The sequence below is a fragment of the Pseudoxanthomonas sp. CF385 genome, from assembly GCF_900104255.1.
GTDB lineage: Bacteria > Pseudomonadota > Gammaproteobacteria > Xanthomonadales > Xanthomonadaceae > Pseudoxanthomonas_A.
The window spans coordinates 192,613-215,936 of sequence record NZ_FNKZ01000003.1; the positions used below are offsets into that span (position 1 = coordinate 192,613).

Consider the following 23,324-nt stretch of genomic DNA (forward strand, 5'->3'; position numbering starts at 1 on the left):
CGTGGACCGCGCACGCCCCTACACTCCCGGTATCCGCATGAAGTACGCACTCTCCCTGCTCGCCCTGGCCCTCGCGGCCGCCCACACGCCCGCGCATGCTGCGGAAGGCACGACGAAGGCCACCGCCTGGCCGCCGAAGATCGCTTTCGCCGACGGCACCGAACTCAGCCTCGGCGGCAACCTCCAGTACGACGCCAACGCGTTCTCGGGCGATGGCTACAACGGGGCCGCGCTGGAAGACGACGATGCCTGGCGCCGCCAGGAACTCGGCGTCACCCTGCGCCGCAAGGGCGTGTACGACCTCGGCGTGACCTACGATTTCCAGGCCAAGAGCTGGAACGACGTGGCGCTGCGCGTGGAAACCAAAGCCCTGTTCGGCCACGACCTGGGCAAGCTGCGGATCGGCCAAATGAAGGTCCCGCTGGGCTTCGAAGGCAACACCGCCACGCGCGCGGTGAGCTTCCTGGAAGCCTCGCTGCCCACGCAGGCGTTCTACGAGAACCGCCGCAGCGGCATCGACTGGGCCTTCGAGCGCGAGCGCTACCTGGTCAACGCCGGCTACTTCTTCGAGTCCGACCTGCTGGGCAACAACAAGGGCGATACCAGCGCCGTGCGCGTGGCGTGGACGCCGCGCAAGGCCGCAGGCGACGTACTGCACCTGGGTATCGCCGCGTCCCGCGAACAGCCGGACAGCGAGGTCAACGGGCTCGGCGTGACGGTGCATCCGAGCGTGCGCTGGCGCGCCAAGCCGGAAGCCGCCCTGACGGCGGTGCGGCTGGTGGATTCCGGCACGCTGACCCGCGTGGACCACATCGACCGCACCGGCCTGGAAGTCCTGTGGATCCGCGGTCCGTGGTCCGTGCAGGGCGAGTACCTGCACCAGTCCACGTCGCGCGACCTCGGCCTGCCGTCGTACTCGGCGGATGGCGCGTACGTGTTCGGCAGCTGGTTCGTCACCGGCGAATCGCGCGGCTACAGCGGCGGCAACGTCGCCAATCCGAAACCCAAGGCCGCCCACGGCGCCGTGGAACTGCTGGCGCGCTACAGCCGCATCGACCTGGACAGCGAGGGTATCGCGGGTGGACGCCAGTCCGACTGGACGCTGGGCGCGAACTGGTACCTGACGCAGTACTTCAAGTTCCAGGCGAACTACGTGAAGGCGGATGCTACCCGCGGGGCCTTCTCCGCCGACCCGTCCGTGTTCGAACTGCGCGCGCAGCTGCACTTCTGATCGCCTCTCCGCCCTGCCCCGCGCTGCTGGTCACGGTTCGCGCGGGGCGCCGGCGACAGTTTCGTAAGCCCGCTTACCTTTCGTCCGGACCGCTGTAAAGAAGCGGTCGCCAGCGCCGCTACTCCAAAGCAGACGCCGCACCAAGAAGTTGCGGGCAGCACTTGCCCTCGCCCTGATGCGCCCGCCCTAACCGCTGAACCCTATCGAGACCCTCTTCATGTTCAAGCACCTCAACATCGGCAAACGCTTGGCCATCGGCTTCGCCGTCCTCGTCCTGCTCATCGTGGCCACCGGCGTTTTTTCCGCGCTGCGGATGGGCGCGGCGCAGGACGTGGTGCTGGACATCACGAAGAAGGAAGTCCCGGCCATCCGCGACCTGGGTCGCATGGCCACGATGCTGGCCGAGTACCGCGTCAGCGAGCGCGGCCTGGTCGCCGGCTACGAAGACCCGGAGAAGGTCGCCGAATACACGGGCGAACTGATCGCGGGCGGCAAGGCCTTCGACGAGCTTGCCAAGGCGTATGGCGCCGGCCTTGCCGACAAGCAGGACCAGGCACTGCACCAGGAGATGATGGCGAAATCCGCGCTGTACTTCGATAACAGCCGCCGGCTGATCGAGTCGGTCAAGGTCGGCGACCTGACGCCCGCCAGTGCCGCCGGCGACCTGCGTCAGGCCACAGCCGATGCCGTCGCGCGGATGCTGGACACGAAAATGAAGGTGCTTGACGAAGCGGTCGCCGCCCAAGAGGCCGGCTACAGCACCAACATCAAGGCCATCGGCGTGCTGGTGGTGGTGGCGATGCTGTTGGCCATCGCGGCCGCGGTCCTCATCACGCGTTCGATCGTGCGGCCGATGGCCGAGGTCACGAGCGTCGCAGACGCCGTGGCGCGTGGCCAGCTTGATCGCGAGATCATCATCGATGACCGCAGCGAGACCGGCAAACTGCTGGGCTCCATGCAACGCATGCAGACGCAGGTCAAGTCGGTCATCGCCGCGCTCGCCGAGATGAGCCGCCGCCATGACGAAGGCCAGATCAGCTTCCGCATCGACGACAGCACGTTCCCCGGCGACTACGGCCGCATGGTCCGCGATACCAATGCGCTGGTCGCGTCGCACATCGCGGTGAAGATGCGCCTGGCGGAGGTCATGCAGCGCTACTCGATCGGCGACCTGTCGGTGGACATGGACCGACTGCCCGGCGAGAAGGCGGTGCTGACCGAAACGATGGACGCGACCAAGGCCAGCCTGTCGGCGATCAACGCCGAGATCAAGCGCCTGGCGCATGCAGCCTCCTCCGGCGACTTCAGCCAGCGCGGCGACGTGGACAAGTACCAGTACGACTTCCGCGACATGGTCGCCGGCCTGAACCATCTGATGGAAACGACCGACAAGAACCTCGCCGAAGTGTCCGAGTTGCTGCAGGCCATCGCCCGCGGCGACCTGACCGCGCGGATGGAAGGCGACTTCCACGGCGTGTTCGCCACCATGCGCGACGACGCCAACGCCACCGTCGGCCAGCTGACCGAGATCGTGGGCGGCATCCAGATGGCGTCGCTGAGCATCAACACCGCCGCCGGCGAAATCGCCGCCGGCAACAACGACCTCTCGCGCCGCACCGAACAGCAGGCCGCCAACCTGGAAGAGACCGCTGCCTCGATGGAGGAACTGACCTCCACCGTGCGCCAGAACGCCGAGTCGGCCCGCCAGGCCAATCAGCTGGCCATCGGCGCGGCGTCGGTCGCTTCGCAAGGTGGCGAGGTCGTCGGCAAGGTGGTCTCCACCATGACCGACATCGAACAGTCCTCCAAGAAGATCGCCGAGATCATCTCGGTCATCGACGGCATCGCCTTCCAGACCAACATCCTGGCGCTGAACGCCGCGGTCGAAGCCGCGCGTGCCGGTGAGCAGGGCCGCGGCTTCGCCGTGGTCGCCTCGGAAGTGCGGACGCTGGCCCAGCGCTCGGCCAGTGCGGCCAAGGAGATCAAGGGCCTGATCGAGACCTCGGTGGAGAAGGTGGCCGATGGTTCGGCCCTGGTGAACCAGGCCGGCGCCACCATGGGCGAGATTGTCGCCTCGGTGCAGCGCGTGACCGACATCATGGCCGAGATCTCCGCCGCGTCGCAGGAGCAGTCAGCCGGCATCGAACAGGTCAACCAGACCATCACCCAGATGGACGAAGCCACCCAGCAGAACGCGGCGCTGGTGGAAGAAGCCACCGCGGCCGCCCGCAGCATGGAAGAACAGGCCCAGGCCCTGACCGAGTCGGTGTCGGTGTTCAAGCTGCAGGCCTCGGTCAGCGCCCCGGTGCGCCAGGCCATCGCCCAGGCGGCGGCACCGAAGCCGGCCGCGCCCAAGGCCGTGGTCCGCAAGCCGGCCCCGCGCAAGCCCGAACCGGCCTTCGCCGAGGGCGACTGGCAGGAGTTCTGAGCCCGTCGGCGTGGCCACGGCATCCCGTGGCCACGCCGCGTCCTGTGACCGCCTTCAAGTAACGCCATCCCCGGCCGATATGTCACCAGAAGGCACTCTTCCCTGGCCCCCGATGATCGTCGCAGTCCCCACTACCGCCGACGCCAGCCCCACCCGCAAGGACATGCCATGCTCCGTCGCACGCTGACGTCGCTGACATCGTTGCGCGAGGCGCCCACGCCCCCTGCGGAAGCACCGCAGGGCAGCCTGTGGCAGGTGCTCGAGCAGTCGGTGGACGCCGCGTTCGTCATCGACGGGCGCCATCGGGTGGTCCTGTTCAATCCGGCGGCCGAGGCGCTCTGGCGCTGCCGGCGCGAAGACGTCCACGGCACCTCGTTCACGCGCCTGCTGTCCAGCCCGCAGGTGGATGCCAGCGCGGCACCGGAGGCTACGCTGGCCCAGCTGATGGGCAGCCACCGCGACGCGATGATCCGCCGTCCCGACGGCAGCGAAAGCGCGTGCTCGGTCTCGATGTCGAAGATGGTGGTCGACCAGCAGGTCTTCCATACCGCCTTCGTGCGCGACACCAGCGACCAGCAACGCCAGCTCGAGCGCCTGCGCCAGCTGTCCATCGTGGTGGACAAGAGCGACAACGCGATCTTCGTCAGCTCGCCCGACCGCGAGGTCGTCTACGTCAACAGCGGCTTTACCCGCATGCTCGGCTACCGGCTGGAAGAGCTGCGCGGCATCCGGCCCGCGGAGCTGCTGTCCGGGCCGCATACGGACGGCACGCTGGACGAGCGCATCAGCCGCGCGATGTCCGCCGGCGAGGGCCTCCAGACCGAAGTGCTGCTGTACACCAAGGCAGGCCGGCCGTTGTGGCTCTCGGCGGCGATCAATCCCGTCCACGACGAGGACGGATCCCTGCTCGGCCTGGTGAGCGTGCTCAGCGACATCACCCAGACCAAGATGCACCAGGTGCTGCACAACAAGGTGCTGGACGCGCTGGTGCACGAATGGAGCGTCGCCGACGTGATGACGCTGATCTGCCGCGAGGTGGAGCACATCGCTCCCGAGCTGGTAGTCTCCATCATCACCGTCGACAACGAAGGGCTGATGCACGCCCTCGCCTCGCCCAGCCTGCCCGAGGCCTGGGCGCGCAAGATCGACGGCATGGCGATCGGCCCGCGCGCGGGCATCTGCGGCGCCGCCGCCTGGCGCGGACGCACGGTGCTGGTGAAGGACATCGCCAGCGATCCGCTGTGCGCCAACACGCGCCACCTGACCACTCCGCTCGGCCTGCGCGCGTGCTGGACGCACCCGATCAAGTCGAGCAGCGGGCGCGTGCTCGGCACGCTGTCGTTCTACTACCGCGAGAACCGGGGACCGGACGAACTCCACGAGCGCCTGGCCGATACCTGCCTGCACCTGTGCTCGCTGACGCTGGAACGCGAACAGACCAACGAACGCGTCCACCAGCTCGCGTTCTACGACACCCTGACCGGCCTGCCGAACCGCATCATGTTCAGCGCCAAGGCGGAACAGGCGCTGGCCAACGTCGCCCAGGCCAACGGTACGGCGGCGGTGCTCTTCATCGATCTTGACCGCTTCAAGCGGGTGAACGATGCCCAGGGCCATTCCGCCGGCGACGGCCTGCTGCGCGATGTCGCCGCGCGCCTGAGCGAGGAGCTCGGCGGGGTGAACATCGTCGGTCGCCAGGCGGGCGACGAGTTCGTCGCCGTACTGCCCATGTGCAGCGCGGAGCAGGCCGGCAGCGTGGCCGAACGCCTGCTCGGCGCCGTGGCCGCGCCGACCGCGGCCGGCCTGATGACCCTGCATCCCAGCGCCAGCATCGGCGTGGCAATGTTCCCCGACGATGGCCGCGACATCGACCTGCTGGTCCGCCACGCCGACATGGCGATGTACCGCGCGAAGAGCGACGGTGGCGGCGGCTTCCGCTTCTTCAGCGTGGACATGAACCGCATCGCGCAGGAGCGCGTGTCGCTGGAAACCGCCTTGCGCGAGGCCCTGCGCCTGGACCAGCTGCAGTTGCAGTACCAGCCGCAGGTCGGCGGCTGCGACGGCCGCCAGCTCTACGGCGTCGAAGCCCTGCTCCGCTGGCATCACCCGGACCTGGGCGTGATCCCGCCGTCGCGTTTCGTGCCCGTGGCCGAGGAATGCGGCCTGATCGCCGACCTCAGCCTCTGGGTGCTGCGCCAGGCGTGCGCGCAGATGGCGGAGTGGCGCCGGCGCGGCGTGGACATCCCGCGCGTGTCGATCAACGTCTCCGCGATCAACTTCCGCGACCCGCAGCTGTCGCTGCAGATTTCCGGGCTGCTCGACGAGCACGGACTGGAACCGCATCACCTGACGCTGGAGATCACCGAAAGCGTCATGCTGGATCCCGACCCGGACGTGCTCGAGAACATCGAAGCGATCTACGTGCTGGGCGTGCGCCTGTCGCTGGATGATTTCGGCACCGGCTACTCGAGTCTCAGCCACCTGCATCGCCTGCCGATCAGCGAACTCAAGCTCGACCAGAGCTTCGTTCGCGACATCGACACGAGCGCCATTGCACGCACGCTGACCACCTCCGTGCTGCGGATCGGTGAGAGCCTGGGCATGAAGGTCGTCGCCGAAGGCGTGGAAACCGAGTCCCAGCACCGCTTCCTGACCGAGCAGCGCTTCCCCGTGCTGCAGGGATACCTGTTCTCGCCGCCGCTCCCGCCGGCACCGCTCGAGGAATGGCTGCTGGCGCAGCAGTACACCGCCGTGCGCGAAGGGACCGCCGACGCCATCGCGGCCGCCTGAGCCGGCGCGCCCGCCGCGCCAGCGGAAGTGTGACGGGCTTCGCAGTCGCACCCTCCGCTGCCCCCCCCTCGCGAAAAGCCGTCTCAAGTTCGCGCCGGCCGTGCCGATCTCAAGCCGTGAGCTCTTACCTCCCTTCTGTCCCTCCGGAGACATCGAAATGAAAATCGCATCCGCCCTCACCGTGTCCATCGTCGTCGTCGGTGCCGCCCTGTTGATGCCGGCCTCTCCGGCCAACAGCCAGTCGCAGATCGACAATGCGATCCCGGCGGACATGGCCACCCGCTTCACCGGCAAGAGCGGCACCGTCTGCGGCAAGGTCGGCAAGGCGCGCTTCGCCGAGAACACCGAAGGCACCCCGACCTTCCTGTACATGGGCGGCAGCTTCCCGCGCCACACCTTCACCGCGCGCATCCCGGGCGACGCCCGCGCCAAGTTCAAGCCGGCGCCGGAAGAGCTCGAGGGCAAGGACGTGTGCGTGATCGGCACGATCGAGCGCGACAGCTCGCGCGCTGAAATCGTCGTCAATTCGCCGTCCAACCTGAAGCTGGCCACGATCCGCTGATCCGCTTCGCGGGCGGGGCACGCAGCCCCGCCCTGACCTGGTCGCATCTGATGGCGGCGCGGCGCGCGCCCCGGTAAAGGAAAAGAATCCCATGCAGCGGATCAAGAACCTCAAACTGACGACGAAGATGATGCTGGCGTTCGGCGTCGTGCTGGCGCTGATGCTGGTCCAGGGCGTGACGGCGTTCGTCGGCCTGAACTCTTTGAACCACGTCACCACCGAAGTGACCGGCAACGTCCTGCCCAGCGTGAAGGCGGCGGGCGACCTGCAGAGCATGCTGGGTGAGTACCGGACCAACTCGTACCGGCAGCATGTGCGCGCCAGCGACGCCGTGAAGGCCGAAGCGAAAGCACTCGCGGCCACGACGGAAAAGAAGATCGGCCAGGCCATCAAGGACTACACGAAGCTGATCGAGAGCCCGCAGGAAAAGGCCGCCTACGACACGTTCGTCAAGGAATGGAAGGCGGCGCAGCAGTCCTATGCCGACGTGCAGGAAATGCTCGACCTCGGCCTGCCCGATGATGCCGTCGACACCTTCATCGGCGCCACGCGCGACCAGCACCGCAAGGCCACCGGCGCACTGACCACCCTCATCAACGTGGTCGACCAGCAGGCCAAGGCGGCCAGCGCCGACGCCGACAGCACCTTTACCGCCTCCAGCACGCTGATGATCGTCATGCTGCTGGTCGGCATCGTGGGCGGCCTGGCCCTGGCCTGGTTCTTCGCCCGTGCGATCGCCAGCGCCGTCGGCGAAGCCGTGCGCGTGGCCAACGATGTGTCCGCCGGCAAGCTGGACGGCAAGATCGATACCAGCCGTCAGGACGAAGTCGGCCAGCTGCTCACCGCCATGCAGCGCATGCAGGGCCAGGTGCAGTCGGTCATCGCCGCGCAGAGCGAGATGGCCACGCGCCACGACGAAGGCCAGATCAGCTACCGCATGGACGACAGCGCCTTCCCGGGCGAATACGGCCGCATGGTGCGCGACACCAACGCGCTGGTCGCCTCGCACCTGCAGGCCATCGGCGATGCGCTGAAGATCATGCAGCGCTACTCCGTCGGCGACCTGAGCCAGGACATGCCGAAGCTGCCCGGCGAGAAGGCCAACCTCACCGAGACGATGGACGCCACCAAGGCCAACCTGTCGGCCATCAACGCCGAGATCAAGCGCCTGGCGATGGCGGCCGCCTCGGGCGACTTCACCCAGCGCGGCGACGTGGACAAGTACCAGTTCGACTTCCGCGACATGATCGACGGCCTGAACCAGCTGATGGAGACCACCGACGAGAACCTGGGCGAAGTGTCCGAACTGCTGCAGGCCATCGCCCGTGGCGACCTGACCGCGCGGATGGAAGGCGACTTCCACGGCGTATTCGCCACCATGCGCGACGACGCCAACGCCACCGTCGCCCAGCTGACCGACATCGTCGGCCGTATCCAGGACGCCTCGACCTCCATCAACACCGCCGCCGGCGAGATCGCCTCCGGCAACTCCGACCTGTCGCGTCGCACCGAGCAGCAGGCCGCCAACCTGGAAGAAACCGCCGCCTCGATGGAGGAACTCACCTCCACCGTGCGCCAGAACGCCGAATCGGCCCGCCAGGCCAATCAGCTGGCCATCGGTGCCGCCGGTGTCGCCTCGCAGGGCGGTGAAGTGGTCGGCAAGGTCGTCACGACGATGCGCGACATCGAGCATTCGTCGAAGAAGATTTCCGACATCATCTCGGTCATCGACGGCATCGCCTTCCAGACCAACATCCTGGCGCTGAACGCCGCGGTGGAAGCCGCCCGTGCCGGTGAGCAGGGTCGCGGCTTCGCCGTGGTCGCCTCGGAAGTGCGCACCCTGGCCCAGCGTTCGGCCAATGCGGCCAAGGAGATCAAGGGCCTGATCGAGACCTCGGTGGACAAGGTCGCCGACGGTTCCAAGCTGGTGAACCAGGCCGGCGCCACGATGGGCGAGATCGTCGCCAGCGTGCAGCGCGTGACCGACATCATGGCCGAGATCTCCGCGGCCTCGCAGGAGCAGTCGGCCGGCATCGAACAGGTCAACCAGACCATCACCCAGATGGACGAGACGACCCAGCAGAACGCCGCGCTGGTGGAAGAAGCCTCCGCCGCCGCCCGCTCGATGGAAGAGCAGGCACTGGTGCTGTCCGAGTCCGTGTCGGTCTTCAAGCTGCACCATGCGGTCGCGCCGGCCGCCGGCAAGCCCGCTGCGGCCGCCCGACCGGTGGTCGCCGCCGTCAAGCCTGCCGCGAAGGCCGCCCCGGCGACGCTGGAGCCGGCCTTGGCCGACGGCGACGACTGGCAGGAATTCTGAGGCACAGCGTTTGCATCACCCGTGGTCAGCAGCACCCCCGGTTCCCTGCCCGCGCGGCAGGGGATCGGCCATGGATCGGCCCTAGCCCCCTCGTCACGAGACCCCGATGTCCGTCAGTACCCGCCTCCCTGCCCCGGCTGCCACGACCCGACGGACGACCACCCTTCCCCCTCGTGAAGGTGAAGCGCCCAACGCCGCGCGCGATTTCGAGTTCGACGATCGCGATTTCCGTCGCGTCGTCGAGCTGATCCGCCAGCGCGCCGGCATCGCCCTCGCCGACGGCAAGCGCGACATGGTCTACGGCCGGCTTTCGCGGCGCCTGCGCGCCCTGGGCCTGCGGTCGTTCAAGGACTACCTGGACCAGCTGGAGCGCGACGGCGGCGACGAATGGCAGGCGTTCACCAACGCCCTGACCACCAACCTCACCTCGTTCTATCGCGAACCGCACCACTTCGAACGCCTGCACGACGAACTGCGGCGACGCGCGCACGATGGCCCGATCAAGCTGTGGTCCTGCGCCTCGTCCACCGGCGAAGAGCCGTACTCGATGGCGATCACCGCCTGCGAAGCCTACGGCACACTGACACCGCCGGTCCGCATCCTCGCCACCGACGTCGACACCCAGGTGCTGGCCACCGGCGAACGCGGGGTCTATCCCGTCGAACGCATCGCCAGCCTCGATGCCGCCCTGAAAAAACGCTATTTCCAGCGCGGCACCGGTCCGAACGAAGGCTTCTGCCGCGTACATCCGGCACTGCGCCAGCTGATCGACTTCCGTCCGCTGAACCTGCTCGCTTCGCGCTACGAGGTGGCCGGGCCGTTCACGGCGGTGTTCTGCCGCAACGTGATGATCTATTTCGACAAGCCGACCCAGCGCGCGATCCTGACGCGCCTGGTACCGCACCTGGCCGACGACGGCATGCTGTACACCGGCCATTCGGAGAACTACCTGCACGCGGCGGACATCATCCAGCCCTGCGGGCGCACGCTGTACCGGCGCGCGACGAGGTCGGCATGAGCGCCGCCGCCGCCGCGATCGCCGAAGGCAGCGTGATGCGCTATCACGATGCGCGCTTCAAGACCGAAGCCGCCAAGCTGCTGCCCACCCAGTACCTGGTGATCGACAACGACACCGCACTGGTCACCGTGCTCGGCTCGTGCGTGGCCGCCTGCATCCGCGACCCGCTGCTCAAGCTCGGCGGCATGAACCACTTCCTGCTGCCCGACGGCAACGTCGGCGATGGCGCCCCCGCGCGCTACGGCAGCTATGCGATGGAACTGCTGATCAACGACCTGCTCAAGCGCGGCGCCGCGCGCAGCCGCCTGGAAGCCAAGGTCTTCGGCGGCGCCAACGTGCTGAAGGGCTTCACCAGCAACCCGGTGGGGACGCGCAACGCGGAGTTCGTGCGCCGCTACCTGGAAGCCGAACGCATCCCCGTCATCGCCGAAGACCTGCGCGGGATCCACCCGCGCAAGGTCTGGTACTTCCCCAACACCGGTCGCGCGGTCGTGCAGCGGTTGCCGCACGCCCACGACGCCGAGGTGCTGGCGGCCGAGTCGGCCGCCCGCGCCCGCCTGTCCAGGGCCCCCGTCACCGGAGGCGTGGAGCTGTTCTGATGAGTAGTGCCTCTCCTTGCCGCGTGCTGATCGTCGACGACTCGGCGGTCGTGCGCCAGATCCTGACCGAAATCCTGTCGCGCGACCCCGGCATCGAGGTCGTCGGCTCCGCCGCCGATCCCCTGCTAGCCCGCGACAAGATCAAGCGTCTCAATCCCGACGTGATGACGCTGGACGTGGAAATGCCGCGCATGGACGGTCTGGCGTTCCTCGAGAACGTCATGCGCCTGCGTCCGATGCCGGTGGTGATGATCTCCTCGCTGACCGAGCGCGGCGCCGACACGACATTGCAGGCGCTCGCCCTGGGCGCGGTGGATTTCGTGTCCAAGCCCAAGCTCGACGTCGCCAGTGGCCTGCAGGCCTACGGCGAAGAGATCATCGCCAAGGTCAAGGCCGCGTCGAAGGCGCGCGTGCGTCCGCTGGCCCGCACCAGCGCCCCGCGCGTGGGCCTGGACGCCGCGCTGCCGGCGCCGCCCGCCCTGCGCTTCCGCACCACCGACCGGCTGATCGCGATCGGCGCCTCCGCGGGCGGCACCGAAGCGCTGCGCGTGGTGCTGGAACAGATGCCCGCCGACGCACCCGCCATCGTCCTGACCCAGCACATCCCGGCCGGCTTCAGCCGCGCCTTCGCCGAGCGCCTGGACCGCCATTCGGCGATGGCCGTGCGCGAAGCCAGCGACGGCGAGGCCATCCTGCCCGGCCATGCCTACCTGCCGCCCGGTGGCCAGCACATGCGGGTCATCCGCGACGGCGCCCGATGGCGCTGCCGCATCGACGACGGTCCGGCGGTCAACCGCCACAAACCTGCCGTCGACGTGCTGTTCCGATCCGTCGCCCAGAGTGCGGGTGGGAACGCGGTCGGCGCGATCCTCACCGGCATGGGCGACGACGGCGCGCGCGGCCTGCTCGAAATGAGCCAGGCAGGTGCGCCGACCCTGGTCCAGGACGAGGCCAGCAGCGTGGTCTGGGGCATGCCCGGCGCCGCGATGCGCCTGGGCGCCGCCAAGGAAGCCGTGCCGCTGGAACGCGTCGCCCAGCGCCTGCTGGACCTTGCCGCAGCGATCGCTTGAGCCTCAGAAAGCTTCCTGTGGGAGCGACGTCAGTCGCGATGACGGGACAAGGTTGCCTGAACGAAGAGCATCGCGCCTGACGTCGCTCCCACAGCGCGGGCGAAGGACGCGCCAACCTCCATCACAGTTCCTCGATCCGTCCGAAAACGCCGGGTTTTCCGCCTAAAGAGCCGTTGCCCACGGCCGATACTCCACAGTGAGCTTCATCAGAGAGCATCCATGTACTCGCGCATCCTGGTTCGTCTGGCGGCACCCCTCATCCTGACCCTGCTGTTCCCGTTGTCGGTCGGTTTCGACTGGCCCAATGCCCTGCAGTGGGCGCTGTTGACCTCGCTGACCCTGGCCTGGTTGATCTTTGCCTGGCTGACGGCGGTGAACAGCCATGTCGTCTCGCCGGAGCACGCCACCGTCATCCGCGAACAGGACGCGCTGCTCACCGAGCTGCGCCGTTTCGTCAACAACGAGATCGAAGGCTCGCGCCACGAGATCGACCGCGCCCGCGAACTGATCCGCGAGGCCGTCAACAGCCTCGGCGGCAGCTTCGACGCGATGAACCGCAAGTCGCGCGAACAGAGCACGGCGATCTCGCGCATCATCGACCGCAACGGCGACGGCGACCGTGCCGGTGTGGACGTGGCGCGCTTCGCCCAGAACGCAAGCCAGCGCATGGAACAGCTGGTCGAGGCGCTGGAACAGGTGGCCGGCCAGAGCGGCACCACCGTGCACCACATCGACGACATGGCGCAGCACCTGGACGGCATCTTCTCGCTGCTGGAAGACGTCAAGTCGATCGCGGACCAGACCAACCTGCTGGCGCTGAACGCCGCCATCGAAGCGGCCCGTGCCGGCGAGGCCGGCCGCGGCTTCGCGGTGGTCGCCGACGAAGTGCGCAACCTGTCCGAGCGCTCCACTGCCTTCAACGAGCAGATCCGCAAGCTGGCGCACAGTTCGAAGGAATCCATCGCCAAGGTGCGCGATACCGTGTCCAACATGGCCTCGCGCGACCTGGACCGCTCCCGTGAAGCGCGTTCGGAAGCCGCGGGCATGCTGAACCAGGTGGCTGCGATCAACGCCTCGCTGGGCGACGGCATGCGCGAAGTCTCGATGTGCGGTCACGCCATCGACGCCAGCGTCGCCGATGCGGTCCGCTCGCTGCAGTTCGAGGACATCGCCACCCAGTCGCTGGGCAGCGCGGTGACCCACCTGGATCGCCTGACCGCGATCAATAAGGAAGCCCTGGCCCTTCAGGAGCTGCTGCACCGCTCCGGCGGCGCGACGGACAACGAGCTGCTCAGTGCGCTGCGCCTGATCGGCAACCGCCTGCGCGACCAGCGCACGGAGTGGGAGCGTCCGCCGCACAAGCCGGTGGCGCAGCAGAACATGGGCGCGGGCACGGTCGAGCTGTTCTGATCCTGCCCGCCCGGATCGGTTGAATCCTCCACGGGGCGATCGCGATGCGGTCGCCCCGTTCGCGTTGGGGCCCGGCGCCGCTCGGCCGCCTGCGCGACGGCTGGCATACTGAGACGTCCGAACCATCGACGACGCCGATGTCCACGCCTCCGCCCGCCGCGCTGCTGCTCCAGCTCTTCCGCCTGCAGGAAGACGAGCGTGCGCGCGTCGGCCGCGCCCTGCACAACCACGTAGGCCAAGCGCTGTCGGCGATCAAGATGGGGGCGCACCTGGTGCAGTCCGAGGACGACGCCGAGCTCCGCGCCGAGGATCTGCGCGAGATCATCCGCGCCAGCGACGAGACCGTGGCCCTCCTGCGCGACCTGCACGCCTCCCTGCATCCACCGCAACTGGACGCCATCGGACTGGACGCCGCGCTGCGCGCGGAAATCGAGCGCACGCTCGAACCCGGCACCCTCGCGTGCTCGCTGGCGCCCCTGCCGCACCCACCGCACGCCGACATCGCCCTGGTCGCCTTCCGCATCGGCCAGGCGCTGCTGCAACGTGTCGTACCCGGGGCGCGTATCGCCCTGGCCGCCGACGACGACGGATTCGAGCTGGCGATCGAGGAGGTCGCCGAGGATCTTCCGGACGCCGCCATGTGGAGCGCACTGGCCGAGACCGTGGGCGGATGCCTGGGTCGGGATGACGGCGCGCACGGCACGCGCTGGCGACTTCGCCTACCCTATGGATCCGCCCCCGCGAGCCCTGTCGATCCCGCGTGAACACCGAGCACGCCCACCTGCCCCGCCTGCCGCGCCTCGGCGCCGGTGAGCCCGACCTGCAGCGGATGATCGAGGCCGCGAACGCCGGCGGCACGCCGTTGATGCTGCTGTACCTCGACATCGACCACTTCCGCTCGATCAACGAGAACATGGGCGTCGAGGTCGGCGACGAGGCGCTCGCCATCCTCAGCGACCGCCTGCAGCGCGCATTGGGTCCCGAATCGCGCGCATGGCGCCATGGCAGCGACGAGTTCATCGTGGCCGTGCCGCGACAGCCCGGCACGCTGGCCCCGGAAGCCTTCGGCGATTTCCTGCGCGAGCAGATCGAACTGCCGATGACCGTGCTGCCGTACACGCTGTTCCTGACCGGCACGCTGGGCGTGGCCCTGTGCCCCGAACACGCCGACAACGCCTCCAGCCTGCTGCAGTGCGCCGAAAGCGCGATGGAGCAGGCCAAGCACGAAGGCATGAACCTCGTGCGCCTGTACCGCCGCGGCGCCGCGATCACCGCGCGCAGCGACAGCATCATCGCGCGCCAGATCGTCAACGCCATCCAGCACAACGAACTGCGGCTGTTCTACCAGCCGCAGATCAACGCCCACGACGGCCGTGTGGTCGGCATGGAAACCCTGCTGCGCTGGTACTCGCCCGCGCTGGGCCTGCTGGTGCCGGAGCGCTTCATGCACGTGGCCGAGAAGCTCGGCGTCATCGTCCAGATCGGCGACTGGGTGCTGCGCAATGCGTTCAAGCAGGCACGCGTGTGGCGCGACTGGGGCTTCGACGACTTCGAGATCGCGGTCAACGTCTCCACCCTGCAGCTACTGCGGCCCAGCTTCGTCTCCGAAGTGCTGGAGGCCCTGCAGGAAGCTGGCATCCCGGCGCAGATGGTGGTGCTGGAAGTGCGCCAGAACGCGCTGGCAAAGGACATGAACCTGGTCCACCGCACCCTGGCCCAGCTGCACCGCGAAGGCGTGCGACTGACGCTGGACGATTTCGGCATGGGCGACTCCAACCTGGATTCGCTGGTCCGCTTCTCGGTGGACAAGATCAAGATCGACCGCAACTTCGTAAAGGGCGTGCCGTCGGGCAACCGCGAAGTGGCGATCACCTGCGCCATCATCGCGATGGGCCACCAGCTGGGCATGAAGGTGATCGCGCACGGCGTGGAAACGGACATGCAGCTGGGCTTCCTGCGCCGCAACCAGTGCGACATGTTCCAGGGCCACCTGTTCGGCGAACCGATGACGGCCGAGGACGCCGGCGCCGTGCTGCGCCGGCGCTATCTGCGCGCCGACGCCTTCGCCGCCACCAAGCCCGACCGCACCCTGCTGCTGCTGGACGACGAAGAGAACATCCTGCGTTCGCTGGTGCGCCTGTTCCGCCGCGATGGCTACCGCATCCTGGCCGCGAGCAACGTCACCGACGCCTTCGAGCTGCTGGCCACCAACGACGTGCAGGTCATCCTGTCCGACCAGCGCATGTCCGACATGAGCGGCACCGAATTCCTTGGCCGCGTGCGCATGCTCTACCCGGACACCGTACGCCTGGTCCTGTCGGGATACACCGACCTGGCTACCGTCACCGAGGCGATCAACCGCGGCGAGATCTACCGCTTCCTCACCAAGCCGTGGAACGACGACGACCTGCGCGAGCACATTCGCCAGGCCTTCACCACCCACGAGAACCAGCCGCACCATCGCGCGCATGCCTGAAGCGGCATCTTGGTGCCTGTACCTGCTGGAGTGCCGCAACGGCGCGTACTACGCGGGCATCACCAATCGGCTGGACGCGCGCTACGCCGCGCATGTGGCCGGTACCGGCGCCAAGTACACGCGGGCGAACCCGCCGGTGCGCCTGCTGGCGCAGCGCGACTACCCCGACCGCAGCGCGGCGTCGCGCGCGGAAGCGCAGCTCAAGCGGTTGCCGCGGGCGGAGAAGCTCGCGTTTTTCGCGACCTGACGCTGACACCCCTCTCCCTGCGCAGCGGGGAGAGGGTGCCGAAGGCGGGTGAGGGGCAAACGAAGGCAGCACGCTGCGCGCGCCGCTGGTCCTGCAAGGTTCGAGGTCGCGGACGCCCCTCATCCGCCCTTCGGGCACCTTCTCCCCGCCTCGCAGGGAGAAGGAGTCTGACCCCGCGGGAGAAAAATCACGCCGCGTCGGCGGTCGGCTGGCGGATCGGCAGGCTGATGCGGAAGCAGGCGCCCGCGCCCGGAATGTTGCGCGCTTCGATGCGGCCGTTGTGCTTCTTCACGATGCCGTAGGAGATCGACAGGCCCAGGCCGGTGCCGCTGCCGACCGGCTTGGTGGTGAAGAAGGGGTCGAAGATGCGCTGCAGGATCTCATCCGGAATGCCGTGGCCGCTGTCCTGCACGTCCACCCACACCTCGTTGCCTTCCACGCCGGTGCTGACGGTGATCGTGCCGCGCTCGTCGATCGCGTGGCTGGCGTTGAGCAGGATGTTCATGAACACCTGGTTCAACTCCGAGGGCCGGCACTGCACCAGCGGCAGCTTGCCGTAGTGCTTCTCCAGCGTGACCTTGTACTTCAGCTCGTTCCAGATGATGTTGATCGTGGAGTCGAGACCGGCGTGCAGGTCGGCGGATTTCCAGCTGTCGTCGCGGCCGGAGTAGGAGAAATCCTTGAGGTTGCGCACGATCGCGGTGACCCGCTCGATGCCCTCGCGCGACTCCGACATCAGCTGCGGCAGGTCGCCGGTGATGAAGTCGATGTCGTAGCGGTCCCGCATCTCCTGGATCTCGGGCAGCATCACCTTCGGGTCCGGCAGGCGCAGGGCGCGCTCGTAGACTTCGATCAGCGAGAACAGGCTGTGCAGGTACTCCTGCAGCGAGCCGAGGTTGGAGTGCACGTAGCCGATCGGGTTGTTGATCTCGTGCGCCACGCCGGCGGCCAGCTGGCCGATGGACGCCATCTTCTCGGACTGCACCAGCTGTTCCTGCGCGCCCGCCAGCCGCACCAGGGTCTGCCGCAGCTGCGCGTGGCGGCGCTGCAGTTCCTGCTGGCGCGCATGCGCTTCGCTGACATCGTGGAAGACGATCAGGCAGTAGCCGCCGTCGCCGGTGTCGTGGCAGTAGGCGCGCACCTGCAGCACCAGGCCGTCGGCGAGGGTGAGGTCGCCGTTCCAGCGTCCTTCTTCGCGGGCGACGCGGATCGCGTCGGGTGGCAGCAGGGCCACGAGCGCGTCGAGCGCATCGCCCTGTTCGGGCACCAGCGCGCGCGCCGCCGCATTGGCATGCATGGGCCGGCCATCGCCCCGGCACAGCAGGTAACCGTCGTCCATCAACTCGCCCAACGCCATCAGATCGGCGAAGCGCGGCGCCCGCTCGTGCGGGAAGGCATCATCGGAGGAATGCGGGGTTGGTGCGGTGGCCACGGTCGCGGTCGGCGGCGGCGATGGGCGGTCAGTATCGTGCGGTGCCGCGGAGCCGGCAAGTTGCGGCGTCGCAGTTCGCGACGCCGGAGGCGCGACGCTCAGGCGACAGCCAATGGACGGACCGCGGAAACCGCCGTGGTCTGGCCCTGTGCGTCGTAGGCGCCGGTGCTTTCGCTGCGGCCCAGGTGACGCAACGCCCAGTTCACCTCGCGGCGGCGGCGCGCCAGCAGGATGCCGTTGGCGTGGTTCAGTTCGGCCAGCTCGGACAGGCGCGCCTGCAGCTCGGCCGGGAATCCGAAGCCCGCGGCAGCGGCTTCCAGCGCGCGCAGTGCGTCGAGCTTCTCCTGGGTGGAGCGCACGAGCGCTTCCACGTCGTGCTCGACGATGGCGCGGCGCTCCTCTTCCAGGGCCGCGGACAGTCGCTGGAGGGGCGCGTTGCTCATCCGGATCAACCGCCCAGCTGGTCTTCCAGGCCAAGCATGCCGTCGGCAATGGCCTCGGCATTGATCTGGTAAGTGCCCGACTGCAGGGCTTCACGCACCGCCTGCACGCGGGCCTGGTCGATCGCCGGGGCGGTCGACAGTTCGCGCTGCACGGCCTGGAGGCTCGCGGCCTCGCCGGTCAGACGCAGGCTGTCGCCCGTCGTGCTGGCTTCCACCGGCCGCGAACGGTCAGCACCCGCCGGGGCAACGCGGCCGCCCACGGGGCCGGTGCTGCGTACGGCGGCAGGGGGAGTGCCTTCGATTTTCTGGCTCATGTTGGTTCACCTGTAACAGGGTTCATCGAGGTTATCGGCCGCGGTTGCGCCAACTTTAGTGACGGATTCCACAGTTCCGCAGAAGGCCGGATTGTCGCCGGTTCTTCCACCCAGCGTCGGTATCGGCCCCCTTTCGGACAACTTGAGGGGCGATGCGAACTTTTTTTCATCGGCTGACCCAGACGTCGCCGCCCGGCCCCACCACGCCCTGCACGACCCGGCGGGACGACAGGTTTTCCACGGTCACGCGTTCGTTCTCGCCGGCATCGCCCAGCGCCTTGCCGACCACGCGGACTTCCACCCCGCCGCGCCGGGACACCAGCGCGACGTTGTCGCCCCGGCGGATCAGGCGCTGCGCCACCAGGTCGGAGGCCGACAATACGGCACCGGCCGACAGGGTGCGGCGCGCAACGCGTCCGACGGCCTGCGCGGGATCGGCCACGGCGGCACCCACGATGCGCGAGGCGTCGCGGGTTTCAGGAACAAAGGCGTCGGCGGTGATCGTTTCGCCCGGCGCGATGCCGCGACTCAACACCAGCACGGTCTGGCTGCGGCGCACGCGCACCGGCACGAACAGCCGCCAACCATTCGGACAGCTGACCTCCACGCTGTTGCTGCCCTGTACGCGCGCGACAAGCGCCGCGCCGCAGCGTGGCAGTCGCAGCGCGGGATCCAGGGTGGCTTCGGCCTCCGCACCCGCCGGCATCGCACCGAGGGCCGCGGCCTTGATGGTGTCGACCGGCTGGAAGTCGGCCGCCATCACGGTGCACGCGGTCAGGCCGCCGATCAGGGCAGTGGTCAGGCGCAGCATGGGCAGGCTCCGGCGGTTCATCGGCGGAGGAGGTGCAAGGGGTGTGCCAGTTCACTCCCCTCTCCCCGCATGCGGGGAGAGGGTGCCGAAGGCGGGTGAGGGGCGAACGGAGACACGCTGCATGGGTGTTCGATCGCGGACAACAAGAAGGATCGCGCGCGCCCCTCATCCGCCCTCCGGGCACCTTCTCCCCGCTTGCGGGGAGAAGAAATAGAGTGCGCCCCCCCGCTTACTGGGAGAAGGAATCGAGTTCGCCCCCCCGCTTGCGGGGATAAGGGGCGTTGCGGTGCCCTCAAGCGGTTGCCCTGGAGGCCGATATGCTGGACATGACCCAGGATCTGCTCAACCGCATCGACCAGCGCACCCGCCTGGCCGGCCACAACCGCCTCGCCCTGCTGCTGTTCCGCCTGGGCGGGCGTCAGCTTTTTGGCGTCAACGTCTTCAAGGTGCAGGAAGTCCTGCGCCGGCCGGACCTGTTCCAGTTGCCGGGCCTGCCGCCCGAGTTCGTCGGCGTGGCCGATGTCCGTGGCCGGTCGGTGCCCGTGCTCGACCTGGGCCTGAGCATCCGCCACCCCGAGCGCGACCCCAGCCCGGAGAACACGCCGAACTACCTGGTCGTCACCGAGTTCAACCGGTCCATCCAGGGCTTCCTGGTCAGCGGCGTGGAGCGCATCGTCAACATCGCCGTGGAAGACATCCATCCGCCGCCGGAGTTGGGTGCCGAAAACAGCTTCCTGACCGCGGTGACGCGTTTCCAGGGCGAACTGATCCAGGTGATCGACGTGGAAAGCGTGCTGGCCGACATCTGCCAGTCGCGCATGGACGCCACCCTCGCCCCCGAGATGGCCCTGTCCCCGGATGCCCCGCCGATGCAGGTGCTGGTGGTCGACGACTCCCGCGTCGCGCGCTCGCAGATCCGCAGCGTGCTGGAGCAGTTGGGCGTCACCGCCACCCTGCTGTCCGACGGCCGACAGGCCTTGGACCATCTCTTGCAGGTGCACGCCGCCGGCGAGAACCCGGCCGAGCGGTATGCGATGGTCATCTCCGACATCGAGATGCCGGCCATGGACGGCTACACCCTGACGACGGAAATCCGGCGCCACGCGGGCCTGTCCGGCCTGTACGTGCTGCTGCACACCTCGCTGTCGGGCGTGTTCAACAACGCCATGGTCGAGCGCGTGGGGGCCAACGCCTTCGTGGCGAAGTACAGCCCGCACGAACTGGCCGAGCACGTGCTGTTCCGCCTGAACCAGGTGGCCGCGGCGCAGATGGCCGCGTAAAGCGCCCCTCATCCGCCCTCCGGGCACCTTCTCCCCGCGGCGCAGGGAGAAGGAAGCCCCTGTTCTGGCACACGCCTTGCAGCACCCCCGGCAACGGTCTGCCGGAGCGGTGCCATGTCCAATCCCATCTCCAATTATCTGGGCGTCCATGCCGCGGCGCTGCCGCTGCGTGAGCAGCGCATGCAGCTGATCGCCAGCAACCTGTCGAACGCGGACACGCCCAACTTCAAGGCCAAGGACCTCAATTTCCAGGCCGCCCTGGAGCAGGCTGCCGCCAAGGCCTCGCCGCTGCAGACCACCCACGAGCAGCACCTCACCCTGCTCGACGCCAGCGCCCGCGTATTCGAACGCACCGGCGTGCAGCCCAGCCTGGACGGCAACACCGTCGATGCCGACACCGAGCGCGCCGCGTACGGCCGCGCCGCGCTGGAGTACCGCGCCTCGCTGAGCTTCATCGAATCCAAGGTGCGCACGATGCTCACCGCCATCACCGGCCAGTAAGGGGACGCGCCATGAGCAACCTGCCCATCTTCGACGTCGCCGGCTCCGCGCTGCAGGCGCAGTCCGTGCGCCTGAACACGATCGCCAGCAACCTCTCCAACGCCGATTCCATCGCGTCTTCGCCCGAAGCGGTCTACAAGCCGCTGGAACCGATCTTCCAGGCCCGTCCGCTCAACGCCGACGGCTCGCTGACCTCGGTGCAGGTCAAGGAGATCACCCAGAGCGAAGCGCCGCCGATCAAGCGCTACGAGCCCGGCCACCCGATGGCCGACGGCGACGGCTACGTCTATGCGCCGGACGTGGATCCGGTCGCGCAGATGGTGAACCTGATCTCTGCCTCACGCGGCTACCAGGCCGGCGTGGAAGTGCTGAACACCGCCAAGGAACTCGCCCTGGCCACCCTGACCATGGGCCGCTGACGCCCCGCCGACTGAGCGAACACGCACATGACCACCGTCAACGGCGATCCCTTCGCCGCCATCAACACCGCCACCACCGGCGCGGCGACCACGGCCAAGAAGGCCGACACGCTGGGCCAAGCCGACTTCATGCGCCTGATGACGCAGCAGCTGGCCAACCAGGATCCGCTGAAGCCGCTGTCCAACAGCGAATTCGTCGCCCAGTTGGCGCAGTTCTCCACCGTGCAGGGCATCAGCGACCTCAACGGCACCGTCACCGGCTTCACCGCCGCGCTGACCGGCGACCAGGTGCTCAAGGGCGCCTCGCTGGTCGGCCACTCCGTCGTGGTGCCGTCCGACTCGGTCGCCCTTCCGGCCACCGGCAACGCCACCGGCCTGGTGATGTCGCCCAGCGCGGGCACGGTGAAGTTCGAGATCACCGACGCCAGCGGCGTCGTGGTGGACACCATCGAGGTCGAGGCCACCGCCAAGGGCGAGACCACGTTCGCGTGGGACGGCCTGAAGGCCAACGGCGAACGCGCGCCGGAAGGCAAGTATTCGATCAAGGCCACCCACGCGGCCGCCGACGGCACTGCCACCGCCCTGAACACCTACGTCGACGCCACCGTCGACAGCGTGACCATCGGCTCCGATGGGCTGTACCTCAACCTGCCCGGCCTGGGCACCGCCCCGCTCGACTACGTGCTGCGCATCGGCAAGTCGGCGACCTGACCCTCACGCTCCCACCGCACCCGCAAGGAGTCTTCCATGGCATTCAACAGCTCGCTGTCCGGCATGAGGGCGGCCAATGCCGACCTCAACGTCACCTCGCACAACATCGCCAACGTCAACACGACCGGCTTCAAGGAGTCGCGCGCGGAGTTCGCCGAGGTGTTCTCCACCACCGGTTACGGCCTGACGCGCAACAGCATCGGCGCCGGCGTGCGCCTGACCAATGTCGCCCAGCAGTTCTCCCAGGGCGACATCAACCAGACCGGCCGTTACCTGGACATGGCGATCGATCGCGAAGGCTTCTTCACGGTCAGCAACAACGGCACCAACGTCTACACGCGCGCGGGCAACTTCCAGCGCGATCCCAACGGCTACGTGACCACGCCGGAAGGCTATCGCCTGCAGGTGTTCCCGCCGCGCGCCGACGGCGTCGGCTTCGACACCGGCAACATGACCGATCTGCGCCTGCTGACCACCGACAGCCCGCCTTCGCCGACCACCAACGTCGAACTGGGCGTCACCCTGCCCGGCAACGCGGCGCAGCCGACGATCACGCCGTTCTCGCCGGCCGACAGCGCCAGCTACAACGAGACCACCTCGGTCACCGTGTACGACTCGCTGGGCGTGGCCCACCAGCAGACCGTCTACTACGTGAAGACGCCCAACCCGAACGAGTGGAACATGCACGTCTACGTCGACGGCACTTCGATGGGCGCGGCGACCACGGTGCAGTTCGACAACAACGGCGCGCTGACCACGCCGGCCAATGGCCAGGTCGCCCTGGCGCCGTTCACGCCGAGCACCGGCGCCGGCGTGCTGAACATGACGCTCAACATCAGCGGCACCACCCAGTACGGCGAACAGTTCTCCAAGCGCATCCAGAACCAGGACGGCTACGCCACCGGCAAGCTCAACGAGTTCAGCGTGTCCGAAACCGGCGTCGTCTACGCCCGCTACTCGAACGGCGAAGACCGTGCGCTGGGCCAGGTCGCGCTGGCCAACTTCTCCAACCCGCAGGGCCTGGTCTCGCAGGGCAACAACACCTGGACGCACAGCTACGCGTCGGGCGATCCGCGCATCGGCGCGCCGGGCACGTCGGACTTCGGCCAGGTGGCCTCGGGCGCGCTCGAGTCCTCGACGGTCGACCTGACCGAGCAGTTGGTCAACATGATCGTGGCGCAGCGCAATTTCCAGGCGAACTCGCAGGCGCTGTCCACCCAGGACCAGATCACCCAGGCCGTGATCAACATCCGCTGACGCGGCAC

The 23,324-nt window shown here is 68.2% G+C and carries 21 protein-coding genes; 17 read left to right on the plus strand and 4 right to left on the minus strand.

Annotated elements, in window-relative coordinates; all coding sequences use genetic code 11:
- Positions 1 to 37 precede the first annotated feature (37 nt).
- The 12 genes from BLT45_RS16320 (at position 38) to BLT45_RS16375 (ending at position 16,148) form a co-directional block, all read left to right on the plus strand.
- Positions 38 to 1,231, plus strand: a complete 1,194-nt coding sequence (locus BLT45_RS16320; protein WP_093302981.1) for an OprO/OprP family phosphate-selective porin — start codon at positions 38 to 40, stop codon at positions 1,229 to 1,231.
- A 217-nt stretch (positions 1,232 to 1,448) separates the two neighbouring features.
- Positions 1,449 to 3,659, plus strand: a complete 2,211-nt coding sequence (locus BLT45_RS16325; RefSeq protein ID WP_093302984.1) for a methyl-accepting chemotaxis protein — start codon at positions 1,449 to 1,451, stop codon at positions 3,657 to 3,659.
- 168 nt (positions 3,660 to 3,827) lie between these two features.
- The gene (locus BLT45_RS16330; protein WP_093302987.1) at positions 3,828 to 6,449 is read left to right on the plus strand and encodes an EAL domain-containing protein; all 2,622 of its coding nucleotides are present in this window, start codon (positions 3,828 to 3,830) and stop codon (positions 6,447 to 6,449) included.
- A 157-nt stretch (positions 6,450 to 6,606) separates the two neighbouring features.
- A complete protein-coding gene (locus BLT45_RS16335) occupies positions 6,607 to 7,011 on the plus strand; it encodes a hypothetical protein (protein WP_175455890.1) in 405 nt (134 codons plus the stop codon).
- A gap of 91 nt (positions 7,012 to 7,102) precedes the next feature.
- Entirely contained in the window at positions 7,103 to 9,328 is a 2,226-nt protein-coding gene (locus BLT45_RS18660; protein WP_093302990.1) for a methyl-accepting chemotaxis protein, read from the plus strand.
- A gap of 106 nt (positions 9,329 to 9,434) precedes the next feature.
- Positions 9,435 to 10,346 (plus strand): CheR family methyltransferase, encoded by a 912-nt coding sequence (locus BLT45_RS16345; protein ID WP_093302993.1) that lies wholly within the window; start codon positions 9,435 to 9,437, stop codon positions 10,344 to 10,346.
- Entirely contained in the window at positions 10,343 to 10,945 is a 603-nt protein-coding gene (gene cheD / locus BLT45_RS16350) for a chemoreceptor glutamine deamidase CheD (RefSeq protein WP_093302998.1), read from the plus strand. Before BLT45_RS16345 ends, cheD begins: the two co-directional genes overlap by 4 nt.
- Complete coding sequence (locus BLT45_RS16355) at positions 10,945 to 12,015, plus strand: protein-glutamate methylesterase/protein-glutamine glutaminase (protein WP_093303002.1); 1,071 nt, start codon at positions 10,945 to 10,947, stop codon at positions 12,013 to 12,015. The genes cheD and BLT45_RS16355 overlap by 1 nt, the downstream gene beginning before the upstream one ends.
- Before the next feature lie 219 nt (positions 12,016 to 12,234).
- The gene (locus tag BLT45_RS16360) at positions 12,235 to 13,425 is read left to right on the plus strand and encodes a methyl-accepting chemotaxis protein (RefSeq protein WP_093303005.1); all 1,191 of its coding nucleotides are present in this window, start codon (positions 12,235 to 12,237) and stop codon (positions 13,423 to 13,425) included.
- Positions 13,426 to 13,562: 137 nt separating this feature from the next.
- A complete protein-coding gene (locus BLT45_RS16365) occupies positions 13,563 to 14,189 on the plus strand; it encodes a sensor histidine kinase (RefSeq protein ID WP_175455891.1) in 627 nt (208 codons plus the stop codon).
- Positions 14,190 to 14,254: 65 nt separating this feature from the next.
- Complete coding sequence (locus BLT45_RS16370; RefSeq protein ID WP_093303490.1) at positions 14,255 to 15,901, plus strand: EAL domain-containing protein; 1,647 nt, start codon at positions 14,255 to 14,257, stop codon at positions 15,899 to 15,901.
- On the plus strand, positions 15,894 to 16,148 hold the full coding sequence (locus tag BLT45_RS16375; RefSeq protein ID WP_093303013.1) for a GIY-YIG nuclease family protein: 255 nt from the start codon (positions 15,894 to 15,896) through the stop codon (positions 16,146 to 16,148). The genes BLT45_RS16370 and BLT45_RS16375 overlap by 8 nt, the downstream gene beginning before the upstream one ends.
- A gap of 187 nt (positions 16,149 to 16,335) precedes the next feature.
- Here BLT45_RS16375 and BLT45_RS16380 read toward each other — a convergent pair whose 3' ends face one another.
- The 4 genes from BLT45_RS16380 to flgA form a co-directional block, all read right to left on the minus strand.
- Positions 16,336 to 17,505: an ATP-binding protein gene (locus tag BLT45_RS16380; protein WP_093303494.1), complete on the minus strand. Its 1,170-nt coding sequence runs from the start codon at positions 17,503 to 17,505 to the stop codon at positions 16,336 to 16,338.
- 173 nt (positions 17,506 to 17,678) lie between these two features.
- Positions 17,679 to 18,023 (minus strand): flagellar protein FlgN, encoded by a 345-nt coding sequence (locus BLT45_RS16385; protein ID WP_093303019.1) that lies wholly within the window; start codon positions 18,021 to 18,023, stop codon positions 17,679 to 17,681.
- A 5-nt stretch (positions 18,024 to 18,028) separates the two neighbouring features.
- Positions 18,029 to 18,337, minus strand: a complete 309-nt coding sequence (flgM, locus tag BLT45_RS16390; RefSeq protein ID WP_093303023.1) for a flagellar biosynthesis anti-sigma factor FlgM — start codon at positions 18,335 to 18,337, stop codon at positions 18,029 to 18,031.
- 166 nt (positions 18,338 to 18,503) lie between these two features.
- Positions 18,504 to 19,148: a flagellar basal body P-ring formation chaperone FlgA gene (flgA, locus tag BLT45_RS16395; protein WP_093303502.1), complete on the minus strand. Its 645-nt coding sequence runs from the start codon at positions 19,146 to 19,148 to the stop codon at positions 18,504 to 18,506.
- 326 nt (positions 19,149 to 19,474) lie between these two features.
- On the opposite strand from flgA, the gene BLT45_RS16400 reads away from it, so the two are divergent.
- The 5 genes from BLT45_RS16400 (at position 19,475) to flgE (ending at position 23,316) form a co-directional block, all read left to right on the plus strand.
- The gene (locus BLT45_RS16400) at positions 19,475 to 20,428 is read left to right on the plus strand and encodes a chemotaxis protein (protein WP_093303508.1); all 954 of its coding nucleotides are present in this window, start codon (positions 19,475 to 19,477) and stop codon (positions 20,426 to 20,428) included.
- Positions 20,429 to 20,542: 114 nt separating this feature from the next.
- A complete protein-coding gene (gene flgB / locus BLT45_RS16405; RefSeq protein WP_093303029.1) occupies positions 20,543 to 20,929 on the plus strand; it encodes a flagellar basal body rod protein FlgB in 387 nt (128 codons plus the stop codon).
- Positions 20,930 to 20,940: 11 nt separating this feature from the next.
- Positions 20,941 to 21,348, plus strand: a complete 408-nt coding sequence (gene flgC / locus BLT45_RS16410; protein ID WP_093303034.1) for a flagellar basal body rod protein FlgC — start codon at positions 20,941 to 20,943, stop codon at positions 21,346 to 21,348.
- Positions 21,349 to 21,375: 27 nt separating this feature from the next.
- Positions 21,376 to 22,059, plus strand: coding sequence for a flagellar hook capping FlgD N-terminal domain-containing protein (locus tag BLT45_RS16415; RefSeq protein ID WP_093303039.1), 684 nt, complete (start codon positions 21,376 to 21,378; stop codon positions 22,057 to 22,059).
- 36 nt (positions 22,060 to 22,095) lie between these two features.
- Positions 22,096 to 23,316, plus strand: a complete 1,221-nt coding sequence (gene flgE, locus BLT45_RS16420; RefSeq protein WP_093303044.1) for a flagellar hook protein FlgE — start codon at positions 22,096 to 22,098, stop codon at positions 23,314 to 23,316.
- Positions 23,317 to 23,324: the final 8 nt, after the last annotated feature.